Annotated in this window: 16 protein-coding genes; 3 read left to right on the top strand and 13 right to left on the bottom strand. The window is 39.1% G+C overall.

All coding sequences use genetic code 11. The annotated features are described in order from the left end of the window. Window positions 1-25: 25 nt before the first annotated feature. On the bottom strand, window positions 26-2242 hold the full coding sequence (locus tag J576_RS07180) for a TonB-dependent siderophore receptor (protein WP_025467826.1): 2217 nt from the start codon (window positions 2240-2242) through the stop codon (window positions 26-28). 519 nt (window positions 2243-2761) lie between these two features. On the opposite strand from J576_RS07180, the gene J576_RS07175 reads away from it, so the two are divergent. Then, window positions 2762-4048, top strand: coding sequence for an MFS transporter (locus J576_RS07175; protein WP_002049930.1), 1287 nt, complete (start codon window positions 2762-2764; stop codon window positions 4046-4048). A 39-nt stretch (window positions 4049-4087) separates the two neighbouring features. Here J576_RS07175 and J576_RS07170 read toward each other — a convergent pair whose 3' ends face one another. From J576_RS07170 to J576_RS07135, 8 genes are read right to left on the bottom strand one after another with little or no spacing between them, the layout of a single operon-like run. Then, entirely contained in the window at window positions 4088-4369 is a 282-nt protein-coding gene (locus tag J576_RS07170) for a gamma-butyrobetaine hydroxylase-like domain-containing protein (RefSeq protein WP_002050007.1), read from the bottom strand. After that, window positions 4353-5351 carry a HEAT repeat domain-containing protein gene (locus tag J576_RS07165; RefSeq protein ID WP_002049820.1) on the bottom strand — a complete coding sequence of 333 codons (999 nt, stop codon included), beginning with the start codon at window positions 5349-5351 and terminating at the stop codon, window positions 4353-4355. Before J576_RS07165 ends, J576_RS07170 begins: the two co-directional genes overlap by 17 nt. Further along, window positions 5348-6187 carry an ABC transporter ATP-binding protein gene (locus tag J576_RS07160; protein WP_002050212.1) on the bottom strand — a complete coding sequence of 280 codons (840 nt, stop codon included), beginning with the start codon at window positions 6185-6187 and terminating at the stop codon, window positions 5348-5350. The genes J576_RS07165 and J576_RS07160 overlap by 4 nt, the downstream gene beginning before the upstream one ends. A 1-nt stretch (window position 6188) precedes the next feature. Beyond that, window positions 6189-7043 carry an ABC transporter permease gene (locus J576_RS07155; RefSeq protein ID WP_002050102.1) on the bottom strand — a complete coding sequence of 285 codons (855 nt, stop codon included), beginning with the start codon at window positions 7041-7043 and terminating at the stop codon, window positions 6189-6191. Between the two features lie 34 nt (window positions 7044-7077). Beyond that, window positions 7078-8508 (bottom strand): ABC transporter substrate-binding protein, encoded by a 1431-nt coding sequence (locus J576_RS07150; RefSeq protein WP_002050231.1) that lies wholly within the window; start codon window positions 8506-8508, stop codon window positions 7078-7080. A 19-nt stretch (window positions 8509-8527) separates the two neighbouring features. Continuing rightward, a complete protein-coding gene (locus tag J576_RS07145; RefSeq protein WP_002049790.1) occupies window positions 8528-8773 on the bottom strand; it encodes a 4Fe-4S dicluster domain-containing protein in 246 nt (81 codons plus the stop codon). Between the two features lie 20 nt (window positions 8774-8793). Next, a complete protein-coding gene (locus J576_RS07140; protein WP_002049804.1) occupies window positions 8794-10527 on the bottom strand; it encodes a fumarate reductase/succinate dehydrogenase flavoprotein subunit in 1734 nt (577 codons plus the stop codon). A gap of 28 nt (window positions 10528-10555) precedes the next feature. Then, window positions 10556-11299: a GntR family transcriptional regulator gene (locus J576_RS07135; RefSeq protein ID WP_033855539.1), complete on the bottom strand. Its 744-nt coding sequence runs from the start codon at window positions 11297-11299 to the stop codon at window positions 10556-10558. 241 nt (window positions 11300-11540) lie between these two features. Between J576_RS07135 and chrA the strand changes: the two genes are divergently transcribed. Then, on the top strand, window positions 11541-12890 hold the full coding sequence (chrA, locus tag J576_RS07130) for a chromate efflux transporter (protein WP_002050197.1): 1350 nt from the start codon (window positions 11541-11543) through the stop codon (window positions 12888-12890). 18 nt (window positions 12891-12908) lie between these two features. On the opposite strand, the gene J576_RS07125 is transcribed toward chrA, so the two are convergent. Further along, window positions 12909-13763: a helix-turn-helix domain-containing protein gene (locus tag J576_RS07125; RefSeq protein WP_002050074.1), complete on the bottom strand. Its 855-nt coding sequence runs from the start codon at window positions 13761-13763 to the stop codon at window positions 12909-12911. Window positions 13764-13929: 166 nt separating this feature from the next. Here J576_RS07125 and J576_RS07120 point away from each other — a divergent pair, with 166 nt between their 5' ends. Next, complete coding sequence (locus J576_RS07120) at window positions 13930-14847, top strand: DMT family transporter (RefSeq protein WP_002050038.1); 918 nt, start codon at window positions 13930-13932, stop codon at window positions 14845-14847. A 30-nt stretch (window positions 14848-14877) separates the two neighbouring features. On the opposite strand, the gene J576_RS07115 is transcribed toward J576_RS07120, so the two are convergent. The 3 genes from J576_RS07115 to J576_RS07105 form a co-directional block, all read right to left on the bottom strand. Continuing rightward, window positions 14878-15882 (bottom strand): homoserine dehydrogenase, encoded by a 1005-nt coding sequence (locus J576_RS07115; RefSeq protein ID WP_025467825.1) that lies wholly within the window; start codon window positions 15880-15882, stop codon window positions 14878-14880. Window positions 15883-15991: 109 nt separating this feature from the next. Then, the gene (locus J576_RS07110) at window positions 15992-16783 is read right to left on the bottom strand and encodes a sulfite exporter TauE/SafE family protein (protein ID WP_002049982.1); all 792 of its coding nucleotides are present in this window, start codon (window positions 16781-16783) and stop codon (window positions 15992-15994) included. Between the two features lie 252 nt (window positions 16784-17035). Then, the gene (locus tag J576_RS07105) at window positions 17036-18691 is read right to left on the bottom strand and encodes a bifunctional protein tyrosine phosphatase family protein/NAD(P)/FAD-dependent oxidoreductase (protein ID WP_002050108.1); all 1656 of its coding nucleotides are present in this window, start codon (window positions 18689-18691) and stop codon (window positions 17036-17038) included. Window positions 18692-18700: the final 9 nt, after the last annotated feature.

Genomic DNA, 18700 nt, shown 5'->3' with positions numbered 1-18700 from the left:
TCCTTTTTTATTTGTCCTGTAACTTTTAAAAGCTAAAAGTTGTAGAAAATTGAGCTGTGCGAGGATTACCTAAGAATAGATAGTCATCCCCCATAAATGCCCCTACATCACGCCAATATTTCTTGTTAAATAAGTTATCAATATTGAATCTAAAAGTTGTGTCATGCCCAGCAAAATTTGTTTTATAGGCAGCACCAATATTAAAGACACTATATCCGCCTACTTTTGCAGTTCCCTCTTTGTTTGCATATTTACTGCTACTATATTGCATACCACTGAGTAATCTTAATCCTTCAACTGACGGTACTTTATAAGATAACTGTGCAGTTGCGCGTACCTTTGGTACATTTTGAGTTTGATGACCTTTGTAGCTGTCAGTATCAATATCAACAAGACGAGATTTAGTAAAGGTAATGCCAGAGCTTACATCAAGTGTATCGGTTAAGGCGCCTGTTAAACCTAACTCAATACCTTGATTGTGTTGTTCGCCTTGCTCAATAAATTCTAATTTTCCTTCAGAATTTGTAGTCGTATATTGATTATCTTGTTTTAAATCAAAAATAGCTGCTGTTAATAAAAAGTTGCGTATTTGTTGCTTAACACCAAGTTCATACTGTCCAGAATTTCTAGGTGATAGAACTTGATAAGCATTCGCTTCTGCATACCATGGAGCTTCGCCACCATCTGATAAACCTTTGGCATATGAAGCATAAAGATTAGTCGCGGAAGTTGGGCTATACATGAGTGCTAATTGTGGCAAAAACTTGTTTAAATCCGTATCGCGGCTTTGCTGCCCATCTGAATTATAAGCTTGCTCATCAAGGTGAATAAGTTTTCCACCGAGTAGAGTTGACCATTGATCATTAAATTGAACTCGGTCAGAGATTGTAAATGCAGTCTGATTACTCTCTAAAGCTTTATAATAGTTTCTCAAATCAACCTGAGCAGGTGCATAATCCTTTGTTTCCTCATAAATATTACCTGTTCCAATAGGGTCAAGCTCCATCGAGTTGGAATTGTAGCGCTTCAATGTTTTATAAGAGTGTTGTATTTCAAAAGCAATTTGATGCTGAATATTGGCAGTATTGAACTGACCATTTAACCCAGCAGCAAACTGATTAGTTATACGTGTGTCATCTGGACTACGGAAATCGTAAATACCATAATTACCATGTTTATCAAAAGTATTGCCCAAGCCAGTAACTTCACAAATGTTGCTATAACATCCCCATGGGAAAGCACTATTGTCATCAATCACAACACGGCTTTGTGATGCACTTAAGCTACCATTCCATTGATCGTTAAATGCATATTGATATTTCAAACTCGCATTTAGACTGTTATTTACAACAGGTTTACTCCAAGACTGATAGCCCAGTAAACGGTTTTGGTCTACATTTGTTGGTACTTCTTGCCCATCAAGCAGTTGATAACCCGGTACAGAGCGTTGGCTTTGATGTTGGGCTTCAATGTCAAACAGTAGTTTAGAGCGATCATTAATTTTCCAGTCTAAAGCTACTGAACCAAACTCACGCTTACCATTTGCATGATCAACATTTGGATGAATACTTTCATGTGCTAGATTGATTCGATAACCGAAATTATCATTTAAAAAGCCGCCGACATCCGTTGCCAGTGTATAGCCGCCTTCTGAATTTGCATCGACCGTAATATTTTTAACATCGGCAGGTCTTTTAGTTACATAATTAACCACACCACCCGGTGTCGACATTCCACTTTGAATTGCAGAAATGCCTTTTAAGATTTCAACTTGTTCTTTATTTTCTAAAGCTACATTTTGCTCGCCACGTATGGTATGGCCATTAATGAGATAACTTGAACCTAAATCGAGTGCAAAACCCCGTGCTACAAAGTTTGGATAGTAGCCAATAGCAGCGTAGCCATCGCCTAAGGATGAATCATTTTTAATAACATCAGTTAAAGTTTTTGCGTGTTGATCTGCTATGCGTTCAGATGTAATGGTAGTAATAGATGCAGGAACTTTTTTTACTTCACCAGTTTGAAAGCCAGATAAATTAACTTTTCTAGACGTATATAATGCATCAATATTTTGTGTAGCGTTCACAGTAATGGTTGGAAGCTGCGAAACCTCCACTTCATTTGCATAAACGACAGATGTTATGAGTGCAATAGATGAAGCTAATGCTGTTTTAGAGCATGTTATGAAGTGAAGATTTAACGAACGTCTTTCCATTGAATAGTTACCTGCTATTGCGAGCATAATTTATAAGGCTAAAAATGGTTATCTACCCTGTTTTCAGCCACGCAAGAATACAGGCACACATATTGAGAAACAACACATTCTGTATTTTTTCGATTAAGTGAATTTTGTCCGAATTTTTGAACTTATCATTATATAAATTTTATTTATTTTCTTGAGAATTGAGACTATAACTTTTTAAGTATTATCAAATATTCAAATTACACTTAAGCTCAAAATGGAACCTAAAAAGGAGAAAGAGAATAGAAAAAATACTGGTATTAAATTAGCTCAATGGTTTTAAATATAATTCATTATCAAATTGAGCGTAAGGAAATGTTCGATCATTGGTTAAAATATCTTTAAATCGAACAAAAGGACGTTATCTCACTAGAAACGAATTTTAAAATTAGAAAAAATGAATGGTTAGGAATTTTAAGGACGTGCTCAGGGTTGAGTAACTTTTACTGTTTCATTCTCTTTTCTGTTTAGCATACCTAAAAAATTCCTAGTTTTTGTCTACAAAACGATGGATGTAATATGACATATACTCAGGAAGAAAAACGTAGTCGAATACGTGGGATTGTAGGCGCAGCCTCTGGTAATTTAGTCGAATGGTTTGATTTTTATATTTATGCAGTATTTGCTGCTTACTTTACTCAAGCTTTAACCGCACCTGATATGGATAGTACGACCAAGTCTATTTATGTTTGGGGGGTATTTGCAGCAAGCTTCTTTATGCGTCCGATTGGAAGCTGGCTATTTGGTCGTATTGCAGATCGACATGGCCGAAAGAAGTCGATGATCATATCAATTTGTCTTATGGCTTTAAGCTCCTTTTTATTTGCAGCTTTGCCTACTTATGATCAAGTCGGTTTATTTGCCCCTTTTCTGTTACTGCTTGTTCGTTTACTTCAAGGCTTATCAGTGGGTGGTGAATATGGCGCCGTTGCCACTTATATGAGTGAATTAGGCTTAAAAGGTCAGCGTGGTTTTTACTCGTCTTTCCAATATGTTACCCTCTCTGGTGGTCAATTGCTTGCAAGCTTACTGGGCGTTATTTTGTTGACGTTCTTAAGTGAACAACAATTACATGATGGCGGTTGGCGTATTCCGTTTGTTATTGGTGGTATCGCAGCAATCTTATCTTTGCTTGCACGTAGTCGTTTAGAAGAAACGCTTTCTCATCAAGACAGCGAACGAAAAGAGTCTGGTAGCTTAAGAGAACTCTTTAAGAAACATTGGAAAACCTTTTTATTGGTGGTTGGATACACTTCTGCTGGTTCATTAACATTTTATGTAGAAACTGTTTATTCAAAAACCTATTTAACCAATTTAGGGATGGATGGAAAAACCGTTGGTTATATCATGACCTTTGCCCTATTTGTCTATATGTGTGCTCAACCTATATTTGGTGCAATTTCGGACCGTATTGGGCGACGCTCTTCAATGTTGGCATTTAGCTTATTGTCCGCCATTTTTATTTATCCCGTCATGGTGATCGGGATGCGTGCCTATATAGATTCTCCGATCGTTATTACCTTGCTACTCATCTTTATGATGATGTTACTCAGCTTCTATACTTCTATTAGTGGTTTGGTAAAAGCTGAAATGTTCCCACCTCATGTGCGAGCTTTAGGCGTAGGTTTTTCGTATGCAGTAGGTAATGCGCTGTTTGGTGGTTCTGCACCTTCAGTTGCCTTACAGTTCAAAGCTGCAGGAATTGAAAATACCTTCTTTATATATGTCATTGTCATGCTGATTATCTGTTTCTTATGTAGCCTTGCGCTTCCGAAAAAACCAGATTATTTAGAACATGATCATTAATTAAATAAGATGCCTTCTGTCCCAAGCAGAAGGCATCTTTTAGCTCTTAGCAAATTCTTTTAAAAAAGCCCACGGGAAAATCCCTTTATCATGCCCATCATTAAAGCAAATTTGGGCACCATAACCTTGATCAAACATAGCTGTCACTTCAACATTTTGATGCTCTATTTTAATTTGTTTAATCCGCTTCGCTCGGCAAAAGCCACATGGGCAAATTTCCCTTAAACTTTGATGACTCAGACATACGCTTGAGCCATCGGTCCATATAAAGTGAACCTGCTTATTTATAGTGTCAACACGGATATCAGGTCTGGTTTGCATACTTCACCTCACCAATTTGATTTAATCCAATACGAATAGCTTTTCGTACTTCAGGATCTGGATCATTTTGATGTTGTTCTAATAGATTCTGAGCTTCTGCTGTGCCGATTTCGCCGAGTGCTAAAGCGACTTCTTTACGCAAGTTACTAATTTCATGCTTAAAGTTTTCAGACAAATGAGCAATTGCCAGATGCGATTTGATTAGTCCCAAACTTCTAACTGCTGCAATACGTACTTGCCAATACAAGTCAGATAAAGCATGAATTAAGGGATTTTCAAGCTGAACAATACGTAATTTTCCAATCGTGAGTGCAGCTTCCACTCTTAGCTGCCAACTTTCCGAAGTTAAAGAATGTTGAAGTGCTTGGATGACTTCAGTTGATATACTCTGACTATAAGCCAAACCACCTGTTGCAATACGGCGGACCTCATCATCTGTATCTGTTTCTGCAATTTTTGCCAATATCGTAATTGCTTGGTCTTGTTGTAACCAACTTAATGCACTGACTGCCTCACGGCGTACAAATGCATCTTCGTGGTGTACCAAAGCAGATATCTCTTCAAATAATTGCTGTGGTCGTAAAGGTTTTAAAGCACGCAGAATTGCACTAAGAGCAAAAGTATCCGTATGCTTTAAATACGGTGCCAGTATCTGGGCCGATGCCGGATTTTTGACTTCACTTAAACTCTGGCTGGCAGCTTGTCTCACATTCAGATCAACATCAAATAAGGCTTGCGCCAATACTTGCAAACTGGTTGGGTCTTCCCAGCTTTCTAAGTTTTTTGCCGCTTCTTCACGAACTAAAGCTGAAGAGTCGTGTTGTAGTGCTGCATGCAACCAAGGAAGTAAATCCGGATTTTCATCATCACCAATATTCATTAAAGCGACAAAGCGGATCTTTTCATCTGGGTCATTGAGCTGCGCAAGAAATTCCTGATTATATTCATCGAGGTCATCTAAAGCTTGATAATAAAAACTCATTCGTATTCCTTAATTTGTGATTTCTTTCCAAGCCCTAATGGATTTAAACGTCTTAACTCTTCTTGTTGAGTGGCTTCTTTTAAAGTCTGGATGCAATGTTTTTTAATGGCTGTAAATTCACAACTTGTTACAAGCTCAACATCCCGTGGACGTTCAAACTTAAGTGGAATTTCTTCAATAATTCGTCCTGGGCGATGGCTCATAATCAACACTCGATCGGCTAAAAAAAGTGCCTCATCAATATCGTGGGTAATAAATAAAACCGACGTTTGGATTTCTTGCCAAATTTCGAGTAATAGCATTTGCATTTTTAAACGAGTTTGAGCATCTAAGGCACCAAAAGGCTCATCCATTAATAAAATGCGAGGTTGATTAATCAGTACTCTCGCAATTTCAACCCGTTGCTGCATGCCACCAGAAAGTTCAGCTGGAAATTTATGTTCAAAACCTTTAAGTCCGACCAGATCAATCATTTTCTGAGCTTGTTCAATACGCTTTTGTTTAGCGATGCCTTTCATTTTTAAACCAAAGGCAATATTTTCGAGCACGCTTTTCCACGGAAATAAGGTATGTTGCTGGAACACCAAACCTCTATCTGGATGCGGTTCAGATATCGATTCATCATCGACCGTTAAAGACCCATAACTAATGGGTAAGTGCCCTGCCAAAGCACCTAATAATGTTGATTTACCGCAACCCGATGGGCCAAGTAAACAAATAAATTCGCCCGGTTGTATTTCGAAATTAACCCGATCTAATGCCTGAAAACGATTTTTAGCTTGTCCTAAATGTAGCGATAGATTTTGAATACGCACATGGCCTTGTGTAATTGACATTTTAAGACTTCCTCAATTGATACCATGGAGTAAATCGGTTTCCAATCACACGCACCAATGTACTGCTAAACATACCTAATGCTCCTATTAGCACCATGCCAACCACGATATTGCTATAGTTTTGCAAGGTGAAAGATTCCCACGTGAAATATCCAATTCCGTGTTGTCCAGAAATCATTTCGGCTGTCACTAAACAGAACCAACAAGTGCCCATTCCAATAGATAAACCAGTAATAATGTTAGGTAATGCACCCGGAATAATGACTTCATGAATAATGGCAAGATCAGAAGCACCTAAACTTTTTGCAGATGCAACGAGCCTTGGGTCAACTGCACCAACACCATGTACGGTGTTTAATAAAATTGGAAATAAAGCCCCAATAAACGTAATAAAAATCATAGACGCTTCTGAGGATGGAAAAATCAGAATTGCTAAAGGAATCCATGCAACTGCTGGTATTGGACGTAATACTTCTAATGGTGGCATTAGAAAGGCAGCCAGTTTTTGATAACGTCCTGCTAACAAACCAATACCTACACCAATTAAAGCTGCTAGCACAAAACCAACCACTACGCGAAAGATACTAGATTCAACGTGTTCAAATGCAGTGCTGAGTTGAAAGAAAGCCCATAGCGCATGAATGACATCTAAAGGTGTCGGGACATTGCTAAAGTTCACAATGCCTAAATTTATTTTAAACTGAGCAAGTCCTTGCCAAATGACTATCCAAAAAGCTATAGATGTAAAAGCAATGGCATAGTTTTTTAAATGCGCCGGATATAACCTCAATTGTTGGAAAAATTTAATCAAAAATGTACTTTGGTTTTTAGGTTTTGTTTGGACTAAACTACTCATTTGTTACCTCCTGATCATTAGGTAAGACAACACATCAGCTCTGAGTTACAAGCTGAATAGCTTTAAAGTCATATACTTTTCCGCCCTGTTGTTTAGCCCATTTTTCAGCATCATCTTTTAATAAAAAAGCCTGAATTTGTCCTGTTTTGTCTGTGGTATACCATGCCAAATTAGCAAGTAACTTAATGTCGGACTGATGATCTTGGCTATAAACCACACGCACCGTTTTTCCATCGGCTTGAATTTTCTTTAAATCAGAAAAAGCATGCTCAGGCGTTTCGTAGCTACGAACTTTTTCTTCACCCTTTACCCAAATTTGAGTCACCCGATCAAATGTCTTGATGGGTTGGCCTGTTAAAGCATCATTGGCAACCAAAGGTGATTTTGCATAGTCGGCCAGTTGCTGGCTGTAATTAAGTCCAGATGCCTGAAATGCATCCTTAATATATTGATCATCAATAAATTTATTTACATCAAGCGTCCCGTCGTTTTTGCCTAAAACTTTTAAGGTATCTATCGCAATTTGAGTCGCTTTTCGATATTCAGGTTTCCACGTTAAGTCACGAGTTTGCAGACCTAAAGGGCCATGAAATAGATAAACAACTTCGGCAGGAATACCTGTTTTTTCAGCAATAAGTTCACTATATTTTTCTGGCTGTTCCTGAATCAAACGATTCGCTTCAATAGTTGGTTGTAAATAGGCTTTTATAACTTCTGGATGCTGCTGTGCATAATCCTTGCTCGCAAGTGATCCATGAAATGTAGGTGATTTTGCTTGTGAACCATCATAGATTTTTTTAGCAAAACCTTGATAAGCAAATAACTCTCCAAATGGTACGAAGTCAGCATGTGCAGCAATCTTATGACTTTTTAATGCAGGTCCCGCCACTTCTGGCGCCTGAGCAATTACTTTAATATCTTTATCAAGTTGCCAGCCTTCTGCTTGAATCGCTCGCAGCAACAGTCCATGAGCAGTTGACGCAAAAGGTACGGAAATGGTTTGTCCTTTTAGCTCTTTAAATGAAGTGACTTTTGAAACAATTGGAACAACAATCGCATTACCGCTGCCATTAATACTGCCTGACAATGGCGCTAAAAATATGCTTTCTTTTCCAGCTTTTTTAAATGCCGCTAAATTATTCACAGCAGGAAAGTCAGCCATTGCTCCCAAATCTAGACGCCCAGCCACCATCTCACTGGTAAGCGGTGCACCAGAGGTAAAGTTTTTCCATTGAATATCATATTTAACATTCTTGTATTCACCATCTTTGGGTAAATATTTGGGTAATAAATTCAATTCACGAATGAGCAGCCCACCTGTTGCACAGTTAATAGTGGTGTCTTGCGTGCCAATGGCGACACGCACAGTTTCTGTTTTACTGCCGCACCCCAAAGTACCGAGTACCATGGCACCAATTAAGCTACTGAGTAATAGTTTTTTATTGATCAATTTATTTTGTCTCATGTTGGGTATTCCAAATTAATTATTTGAGTAGGTATGGGATATTTACTTTGACTGCATCTGTTGGGCAGTCCTTTTCACAAGGCATGCAATACCAACATTCATCAAACTGCATGAAAGCTTTTTGAGTTATTGGGTCGATTGCCAATAAATCCATTGGACAAACATCGACACAGACTGTGCATCCTTTATCAGCAATACATTTATCTTCATCGATAATGACGGGTGCGACAGTACGGTGCTGTACTTCTTTAAAAATAAAAGCCATGATTTGAGTTCCTGATTTATTTAGTCTGCTAGAGCAACATCTTTTTGAATACGTAAACGGTCATACGACACAGCTTCATCTTGATTAATCGAAACCACATAAGGCTCGATTGGCTTTTTGAAACTGACCATGTTGCCGTGTTCATCTTTTTTCAAATGCGCGTGACAGAACCAATCCGAGTTATTCTTTTGAGGGAAATCTGCTCTATAGTGGTACAGTCCCCAGCGGCTTTCTTCTCTAAACAATGAGGCTCTTGCTGCCATTTCCGCGCAATCTCGAATAAAAGAAACTTCAGCAGCACGCATCAGCTCATGTGGGTTTCTTGCAGAAATTCGCTTAATATCTTGTTTGATTTCTTCAAAACGCTTGAGCCCAATTTCCATTTTTTGGCGAGTTTTAGGGGGCTGCAAATAGTCATTTACAAAACGGCGCAGCTTATATTCCACTTGTTCGGCTGGTAAACCTTCTGAGCAATCCAGTGGCGCAAATATTCGAGCTTTTTCTGCTTCTATTTCGCTTTGGTTTAATTCGCTATCTTCAATTGCATTTACGTATTGCGCAGCATTTACACCCGCAAACCATCCGTAGGTAAATGCACCAAGCATATAGTTATGAGGTACAGCCGCCATATCGCCAGCACTATATAAGCCTTTAACCGAAGTCTCGGCTTTTTCATTGACCCATACGCCAGAAGCACTGTGTCCACTACAGAAACCAATTTCTGAAATATGCATTTCCACCATATCTTGACGGTAATTGGTTCCTCGGCCCTCATGGAAACGACCACGGCTTGGGCGCTCATTGGTATGCAAAATTTCTTCAATGGTTTGAATGGTTTCTTCGGCCAGATGATCTACTTTTAAATAAACAGGGCCATTACCACTTTCCAGTTCTTGGTAAAACTCCCACATCATTTGACCACTCCAGTAGTCACATTCAATGAAACGTTCACCTTTACTGTTAGCGGTATAACCTCCTAAAGGTCCGGTCACGTAGGCACAAGCCGGACCGTTATAGTCTTTAATCAATGGATTAATCTGGAAGCATTCTAAGTTGGCAAGCTCAGCACCGGCATGGTATGCCATTGCATAGCCATCACCTGCATTGGTTGGGTTTTCATAGGTGCCCATTAAGTAGCCGGAAGCTGGCAAACCTAAACGCCCTGCGGCGCCACAACATAAAATGGCAGCTTTCGTTTTAATGACATAGAAATCGCCACTACGACAATCAAAACCGAGTACACCATTGATTGCACCTTGCTCATTCTTTAAAAGCTTTGTGGTGACAATCCGATTATTAATTTTGACTTGAGCTCGCTTTAACTGACGATATAAAACTTTTTTAACGTCATGGCCTTCGGGCATTGGTAAAACATATGCACCCATGTGATGTACTTTTTTTACTGCAAATTCGCCTGTCTCATCTTTTTCGAACTTAATACCCCATTGATCGAGTTGTTGAATGGTTTTGAAACTATGCTTTGCATATGCATATACAGTGGTTTGGCTAACTACCCCATCATTAGCAATGGTAATTTCTTTGGTGTATTGCTCAGGTGTTGCATAGCCCGGAATGACAGCATTATTCAGCCCATCCATTCCCATTGAAATCGCCCCACTACGCTTTACATTCGCTTTTTCAATGAGCAAGACTTTTAAATTGGGGTTTTCTTGTTTTGCTTTAATCGCAGCCATTGGTCCAGCAGTTCCACCACCAATCACTACAATATCAAACTCAAGATATTTAGTTTCCATTGTAAAATCCTTATTTTTATTTGAGTTATTAACGATGAATACGCAAACGGTACTGGAAGGTATCGCCTGAGAAATAGAGATATTCATAGTCAATCGGTTGACCATTTGCATCGTGAGTCAAACGTTCGAACCTTAATACAGGAGTTCCGATTTCGACTTGCAACAAAGCCGCTAATTCTTCATCCGCTACCGTGGCATCAATGCTTAAATCCGCATGTCCCAAAGGAATATCGCACTCTTGTTCTAATGCCTTGAAAATATCGGTTGTACGTAAATCAATCGCTTTCTCTTTAAGCTTCAAACCAATATGTTCAGGCAAATAAGTCAACTCATACGACACTGGCTGACGGTTGAGTAAACGAACACGTTGAATTTCATACACATTGGCTTTAACAGGTAACTTTAATTTGGGCACAACGTGCATCGGGATCTGCTTAAGCTCGGCGGAGATGACACGGTTTAAAATTTCGTGACCAGCAGATGACATTGCTTCTGCAAAACCTTGCAAACTTGAGATGTTCTGGAACGTTTTTGGCTTGCTTACAAAGGTCCCTTTACCTGGCACCTTAAAAATATAGCCTTCCAACTGTAATTGGTTGAGCGCTTGGCGAACTGTAATTCGACTTACACCAAATTGTTCAGCAAACTCGTTTTCAGATGGAATTTGGCTCAGTACGGCATATTCACCATTTACAATTTTGTTAAGGATGAGTTCCCTTAACTGATCGTAAAGAGGCTTATGATTTTTAGGATCTTGGGGTAGCTGGCTCACGGCTTACAACCTGTTATAACAACTTGAGCAAATAATGTTTAAAATGTTTCAGCTTTGGAAATAATTTAAAGCGATAACTTTAGTTAAAAAAATAATTTCAATGAATATCAATAAATTAATTAATAGCTATCTATAAAAGTTAAATGGTTATCATAAAAAATACATTTGTGTTTGTTATGCTATAAAACATACTCCGTTGTGCCATAAACGTAAAAATTACTATTATTTTTTAGGGGATAATATGCAACAAAAACAATTAAATACCCCTGATGATTCAGTGGAACAAGTCACCTTCTGGCAAGCATTCTTGTTTTGGCTCAAGCTTGGTTTTATTAGCTTTGGGGGGCCAGCTGGACAAATCGCTGTGATGCATCAGGAACTGGTTGAACAAAAGCGCTGGATATCAGAAAAAAGATTTTTACATGCACTGAACTACTGCATGTTGTTACCTGGACCTGAAGCACAGCAGTTAGCAACCTACATTGGTTGGCTCATGCACAGAACTGTGGGAGGATTAGTTGCTGGTATTCTATTTGTATTGCCCTCTTTATTTATTTTAATCGGGCTGTCTTGGGTTTATATAAAATTCGGAGACGTTCCGGTTATTGCGGGTATTTTTTACGGGATAAAGCCTGCCGTCACCGCAATTGTTTTCCATGCGACATACCGTATAGGTAGTCGTTCGCTTAAAAATAGATTTTTATGGTTCGTCGCAATTGCTGCTTTTTTTGCAATCTTTGTCTTAAAACTTCCTTTCCCGCTTATTGTTTTATCAGCAGGCATTGCAGGTTATTTAGTTAGTAAAAAGTACCCTGAGCTACTTTCCTCAGCTGCTGGTCATAAAGCCAGCCAAAAAGATTACGGCCCGGCATTTATTGATGATGAGACTCCAACACCAGAACACGCTAAATTCCACTGGTCACGGTTAGCCAGACTTATTTTTATAGCAATCATTTTATGGTTATTACCCATTTTAGCTTTAGGCGTATATTTCGGATGGCATCACTCTTATACCCAAATGGCATGGTTCTTCACTAAAGCTGCGCTGCTTACGTTTGGGGGCGCTTACGCAGTTTTACCTTATGTCTATCAAGGCGCTGTCAATCATTTTGGATGGCTTTCACCTACACAAATGATTGATGGTTTGGCACTTGGTGAAACTACTCCTGGTCCACTGATTATGGTCGTTGCCTTTGTTGGTTTTTTAGGAGGTGTTAATCATTCACTACTTGGTTCTGAGCATCTATTTTTTGCTGGAGCACTCGGTGCAGTTATTGTGACTTGGTTTACCTTTCTATTTTCATTTGTCTTTATTTTTGCGGGTGCGCCGATTATTGAGTCTACACATAACGAAATTAAATTTACTGCACCACTCACTGCAATTACCGCGGCTGTGGTCGGTGTCATTTTAAATTTAGCACTATTTTTTAGTTATCACGTGTTATGGCCACAAGGTTTTTCAGGGCATTTTGATATTGTTGCAGCCCTCATTACCGTTGCTGCATTTATTGCTTTATTCCGTTTTAACATTACTGTGCTGTATGTCATTTTTGCTTCGGCACTGGTTGGTTTAGGGGTTTATCTTTTATAGAAATTAGTCATGAGTTCTTTAACGTAATTGTGAAGGACTCATGCCATAAAACTGTTTAAAACGATGGCTTAAATGACTTGCTGAACTAAAACCACATACTAGGGCAATGTCTTGTAAAGAAAGCTGAGATGACTGAATGAGTCCTTTTGCCTTAGTTAAACGTCTTTGCATGACATACTGGTGAGGCGCCATATTCATGGACTGTTTAAACATATGAGCAAAATGGTATTCGCTTAAATTCACAACATTTGCCAAATCAGACAAAGTGAGAGCCTGATCTAGATGATCTTCAATCCATTCCTGAATATATTTGAGCTTATGAGGTGCCAACCCACCTTTAATAATAGGCTGTTGCCATTGAACACTGCTGTATCTTCTAATTAAATGATTTAGCAATAAACTTGCTGTTGTACTCATTTGCAAATGATTTGAAGAATCTTGCCAATCGCAATCTAGCAAGAAGAACTGATAAAGTGCTCGAATCCGTTCATCGTCATTAAAGACAACTTCGTTTAACTCAATTTGATTAGGTTCTTTGTCCCATATTTTTTCGGCAACATCACGTAAATGTTGGTCTGTATAATACAAGTGAACAAATTTAAGCCCACCTCGTATATCCCAAGTCGACTCTTGATGCTCAGGCAACAAACAAAAACGCCCTGGCCCACCACCATTTTTCCAGCCTGCAGGTGTTTTTTGATAACTTTCATAACCATCTTGGATATAGAGACTCAAAGTATGGTGGTCGCTACAGACACTTACACGATCTTGCTGATTAGACCAAAATGCAAGTTGCATATTTTCATCAAGCACCACAGTTTCGTGAAGCTTGGCTTTAGATTGCTGTAGCTGTTCTAAAGTTTGATAGGCCATGCAAAATTAAAACAAATATCATTGAGCTTAAGTTAACCATATTCAGTAAAATTCAGCTAGTTCAGACATATAAAAAACGCAAGATCTTGCATGTACTACACAAGAATATATACGTGAAAAATGAAGCATTCCTAGATACTTAAGCTTGGTAATCGAGGATGAAGTTATGAATATTTTACTCTATGTTGCGGTGGTGTTGATTTGGGGAACAACATGGATTGGAATTGCCGTTCAGAGCCATTATGCAACTCCCGTCGTTGCAATTTTATGGCGTTTTGCCATTTCAGCCTTATTACTTTGGGTTGTTTTACTATTTTCCGGAAAATTACAACGAATTGCTTTAAAAGATCACTTGTTCTGTATGCTGCAAGGCCTTTGTGTTTTCGGTCTAAACTTTATTTGTTTTTATACCGCCGTTAAATATGTAAATAGCGGTTTAGAGTCTGTCATATTTTCCATGGCTGTTTTCTTTAATGCCATTAATGCACTTATCTTTTTTAAGCAGAAACCTTCTCCAAACTTTGCGCCGGCTGCACTTTTGGGTCTAAGTGGTATTGTTTTACTGTTCTGGCATGACCTGATTAATAGTCAGTTTAATGCACAGTTATTAATGGGTATTGGGCTATGTGCAATAGGCACTTACGGTTTTTCTTTAGGGAATATGATTAGTGTTAGACACCAAAAACGTGGCCTAAATATTTTTTCAACAAATTGTTATGCCATGACTTATGGGGCATTGGTGATGCTAAGTCTAGCTTTATTTACTGGACAAGATTTAATGCCGCCGATGAATTTCCCATTTTTAAGCTCGGTACTATACTTAGCTGTATTTGGCACAGTTATTGGGTTCTCTGCTTATTTTTCTTTAGTTGGACGAATTGGCGCAGCCAAAGCAGCGTATAGCACATTGCTATTCCCTTTAGTTGCTTTAACAGTTTCTACTTTCTTTGAAGGATATGAGTGGACTTTAAATGCTGTATTTGGAATTTTGCTAATCTTACTTGGTAATTACTTAATGTTTAGTAAGTTTGAAATTGGAAAGAAGTTATTTAACACCCAAAAAAATTGTGAAAAGCAGGCTTAAAGCCTGCTTTTTTATAAATCATAATTAATTTTAGTAGCCCGTTTTTAACATCAGCTCAAAATCTTTTAAAGCTGCGGCTGCTGTGGCTAAAGGCGCAGATGCCCCTCCACTGACCACAAATTCACCCATTTCTTGTGTTAACACCCGAATGCATTTTTGAGAACCTTGCAGATGAGCAAACGCATGATTTGCTGGGACTAACCTTAATTCAACACCTGTTTCAATTTGCTGATTTTTAACATGAATAAAACCGACCAGACGAGGAATTACATTTTCTTTTTTCCAGTCACGAATATGATCGGGTGTGACATGACTGATTCCTTGTCTTGGAATATCTTGAATTTTTATATCAGCCCCCAAAACAGTGTTGGCTAATATGGTAATTTTAGCCGCGGTATCCCATCCATCTACATCGAATGAACTGTCAGGTTCCGCAATACCTTTTGTTTGAGCTTTTTCAAGAGATTCTGCAAATGCGCATCCGTGTTGCAACATATCATTTAAAATAAAATTCGTGGTGCCTGTAAACACACCTTCTATTTCTAAAATTTGACAGCCTGCTAAGTTATATTCAAACAAATCAACAGTTGGTAAGGCGGCAGCCGTCGCACCGCTAAAAAATAGTTTTTTATTGTGCTGATGCGCCAAGTTAATTAATTTTTTACCTTCTACGACTAAAGCACCTTTAGATACCGCAATCGCATGCATGTTATGTGTTAAAGCATAATTTAAATAAAATAGGCCTTTCCTACCTGTCACATAGTCACTTGGTCCAGTTTCAATAATGACATCTGCTTGAACCTGTTCTAAAAACTTTTGCTCAGTTAGGCCTGCTTGATATTGTGTTTTATCTAGCCACTTTGAAGCCTGCAAACCCTCTTGATCAATTAAACCTGATGATGAGTTGCAGACACCCACTAAACGGGCATCAATTTGATATTTTTGTTTATAGTACGTCGATCGATTTAAAAGGAGCTCTGCAATTTGTTGTCCAATCCGTCCAAAACCACAAATTGCCACGTTAACTCGCTTCATATCGCTTTCTCAAAAATTTAAATGCTTTAAATGAAATTTCCAAAGATAATTTAAACATCTTATCTCTGGAAATTTAGTATTCATAAAGATGGTTAAAATACTATATATCTTAGTTATTTGTTAGATTAACAATCTTAATGACCATATAAATTGCGACAGCGAAAACCATTAAAGCAAAGACTTTTTGTACAATTGACGCTGGAATAAAACGAATAGCTCGGCGCCCTAATAACATACCTGCCATACATGCAAGTGCAAATGCGCTAGTAATGGCAACTGGATAGTGAAAACCCTCTGCAATATGCATTACAATACTTATGCCACTGATGAGAAAAATAATCATAAGTGAGGTTGCAACAATGCTATGCATATCCAAATTGGTGACTTTTCTCAGCGCGGGCACAATTACAAAGCCGCCACCCACCCCTAACATACCAGTTAAAAGCCCAGCAATAATCCCGATGCTCGCAAGCACACCACCAGTTTTAAAATTCCAGATAAAGCGTCCAGTACTTGGATTGACCTGACACGGCGGGTTATGAAAATCCGAAACTCGGTTACTAATAAGTCGATAGCCCACTGTAAACATGACTAAGCTAAACATTAACATGAGCCAAACTGGTGAAATCGTGTTAGCTATTAAAATACCGATATGTGCCATAGGAGCACCAATTAACGCAATCCAGATTGCAGCACGATAACGAACTATCTTTTTAAATAAACCTTCAATAGTTCCAATGAGTGTAGATAGCGCAACTGCCAATAACCCTATCGGTGCGGCTTGAGCCACGCTCCAGCCTTGACTGGTCATAAGTGCGGGTACGGCGAGAATGCCACCACCCGCACCAGTAAGACCAAGTAAAAAGCCAATCACAATGCCTTCAACGACAAGTAATAACATATTAAAAGCCTAAAATTGCATATACATTGTTTGCAGTAGTCTGCTGGTTAATGAGTAAGTGGATTTTCGTCTTCTTCCGAAGCTTCAACCGCTTCTCAGGATAAAGTGTTGCTTTACTTATCCTCTTAACTCGAGCACAGCTCTCATCTTCTTGCGAAGCTTCAACCGCTTCTCAGGATAAAGTGTTGCTTTACTTATCCTCTTAACTCGAGCACAGCTCTCGTCTTGCGCTCGGGTAAAGCGTTGCTTTACTTATCCTCGCTCAGGTTTGACCATCCACTCGCGGCCTTTGAGCATGCCTTGCCAATAAATCGGCGGTAAAATCTGCTCTTTAAGTAACCATGCCAAACGAGATGGCTTTTGCCCATCAATTACCCATTTCGGAAAACTTGGGAGTAATTTTCCACCGTAACCAAACTCAGCCAGAACAATTTTTCCACGCTCTACGGTGAGTGGACATGAGCCATAGCCGTTGTATTCACAGAAGTTCTGCTCCCCCTTGAGCTGCGTTATCACATTCACAGCAACGATTGGGGCTTGTGCCCGTGCCGCAGCAGCAGTTTTGGCATTAGGTGCATTCATCACATCGCCTAAAGCAAAAATATTGGCATATTGTGTGTGTTGTAAGGTTTGAGGATTCACACTCACCCAGCCTGCTTCATCAGTAAGAATACTTGCACGAATAAAATCAGGTGCTTGTTGCGGAGGAACAACATGCAACATGTCGAAATCTGTTTCGACCAATGCTGCATTTTCATCATTCAACACCTTAAACCATGCTTTTTTTGCAGGCCCGTCTACTTTGACAAGTTGATGGTTAAAATGCAGTTCAGAGCCATATTTTTCGACGTATTGCATGAGTGCAGGTACATATTCCTTCACACCAAATAAAACACCGCCTGAGTTATAAAAATGGATAGATATATCTTTAAGATTGCCTTGCTTTAACCAGTAATCAGCTGAAAGGTACATCGCTTTTTGAGGAGCACCAGCACATTTAATGGGCATAGGCGGTTGAGTGAAAATTGCCTTTCCACCTTTTAGCTGTTGCACAAGTTCCCATGTATACGGTGCTAAATCATAACGATAGTTAGACGTCACCCCATTTTTACCTAAGGTTTCGACTAAACCTTCAATGCCATGCCAATTCAGTTTTAAACCAGGACAAACGACTAAGGCTTTATATTGAATGGGTTGGCATCCTTCCAAAATAACCTGATTATGTTCAGGGTCGAATCCAGCAACCGCAGCTTTCATCCATTTCACTTTTGAAGGAATCACACTTGCCATTGAGCGTGCAGTTACTTGTGGCTTAAAAATACCGCCACCGACCATGGTCCAACCCGGTTGATAATAATGGGTGTCTGCCGGATCAATAATGACAATATCTAAATGAGGTTCGCGAGACAGTAAACTCGAAGCTACAGAAATTCCTGCTGCTCCAGCGCCCACAACCACAACGCTATAACAAGGAATTGTCGCTGGTTCATGATCATGTTTTAAAATACGTGGCACTAAGCTTTTTAAGTTAAAACCAAGTTTGTTAGCCGATTCAACTAGCAGTACTGCATCTTGTGGAGCAACTTCAGCCAAAGCCCACAAACTGATTGCACGCATACCAGAACGGCAATATACTAAAACAGGTTTTTGGGCATTCTGATAAAACTGCTTAAACTCGATAACTTGTCCATCGCTAATTTTGCCGCTGGTCACAGGCTGATAAATTACGTTTAGACCATACTGTTGAGCTGATTCTTCAATTTCAATCACATTGGGTTGGTCTGCACCTTCTCCATCTGGACGGTTACATATCAGAGTTTTTACTCCCTGATCTGCAATTTTCGCGATATCGTCGGCAGTAATCTGGTCAGCAACATAAAATTCTTGATTAACTCGTTTAAGTTCCATATTGCCACC

It is taken from the genome of Acinetobacter sp. 766875, from assembly GCF_000582055.1.
Classification (GTDB): Bacteria; Pseudomonadota; Gammaproteobacteria; order Pseudomonadales; family Moraxellaceae; genus Acinetobacter; species Acinetobacter nosocomialis.
The sequence above is the reverse complement of the archived record's forward strand: the minus strand, read 5'-3'. Positions and strand labels throughout refer to the sequence as shown.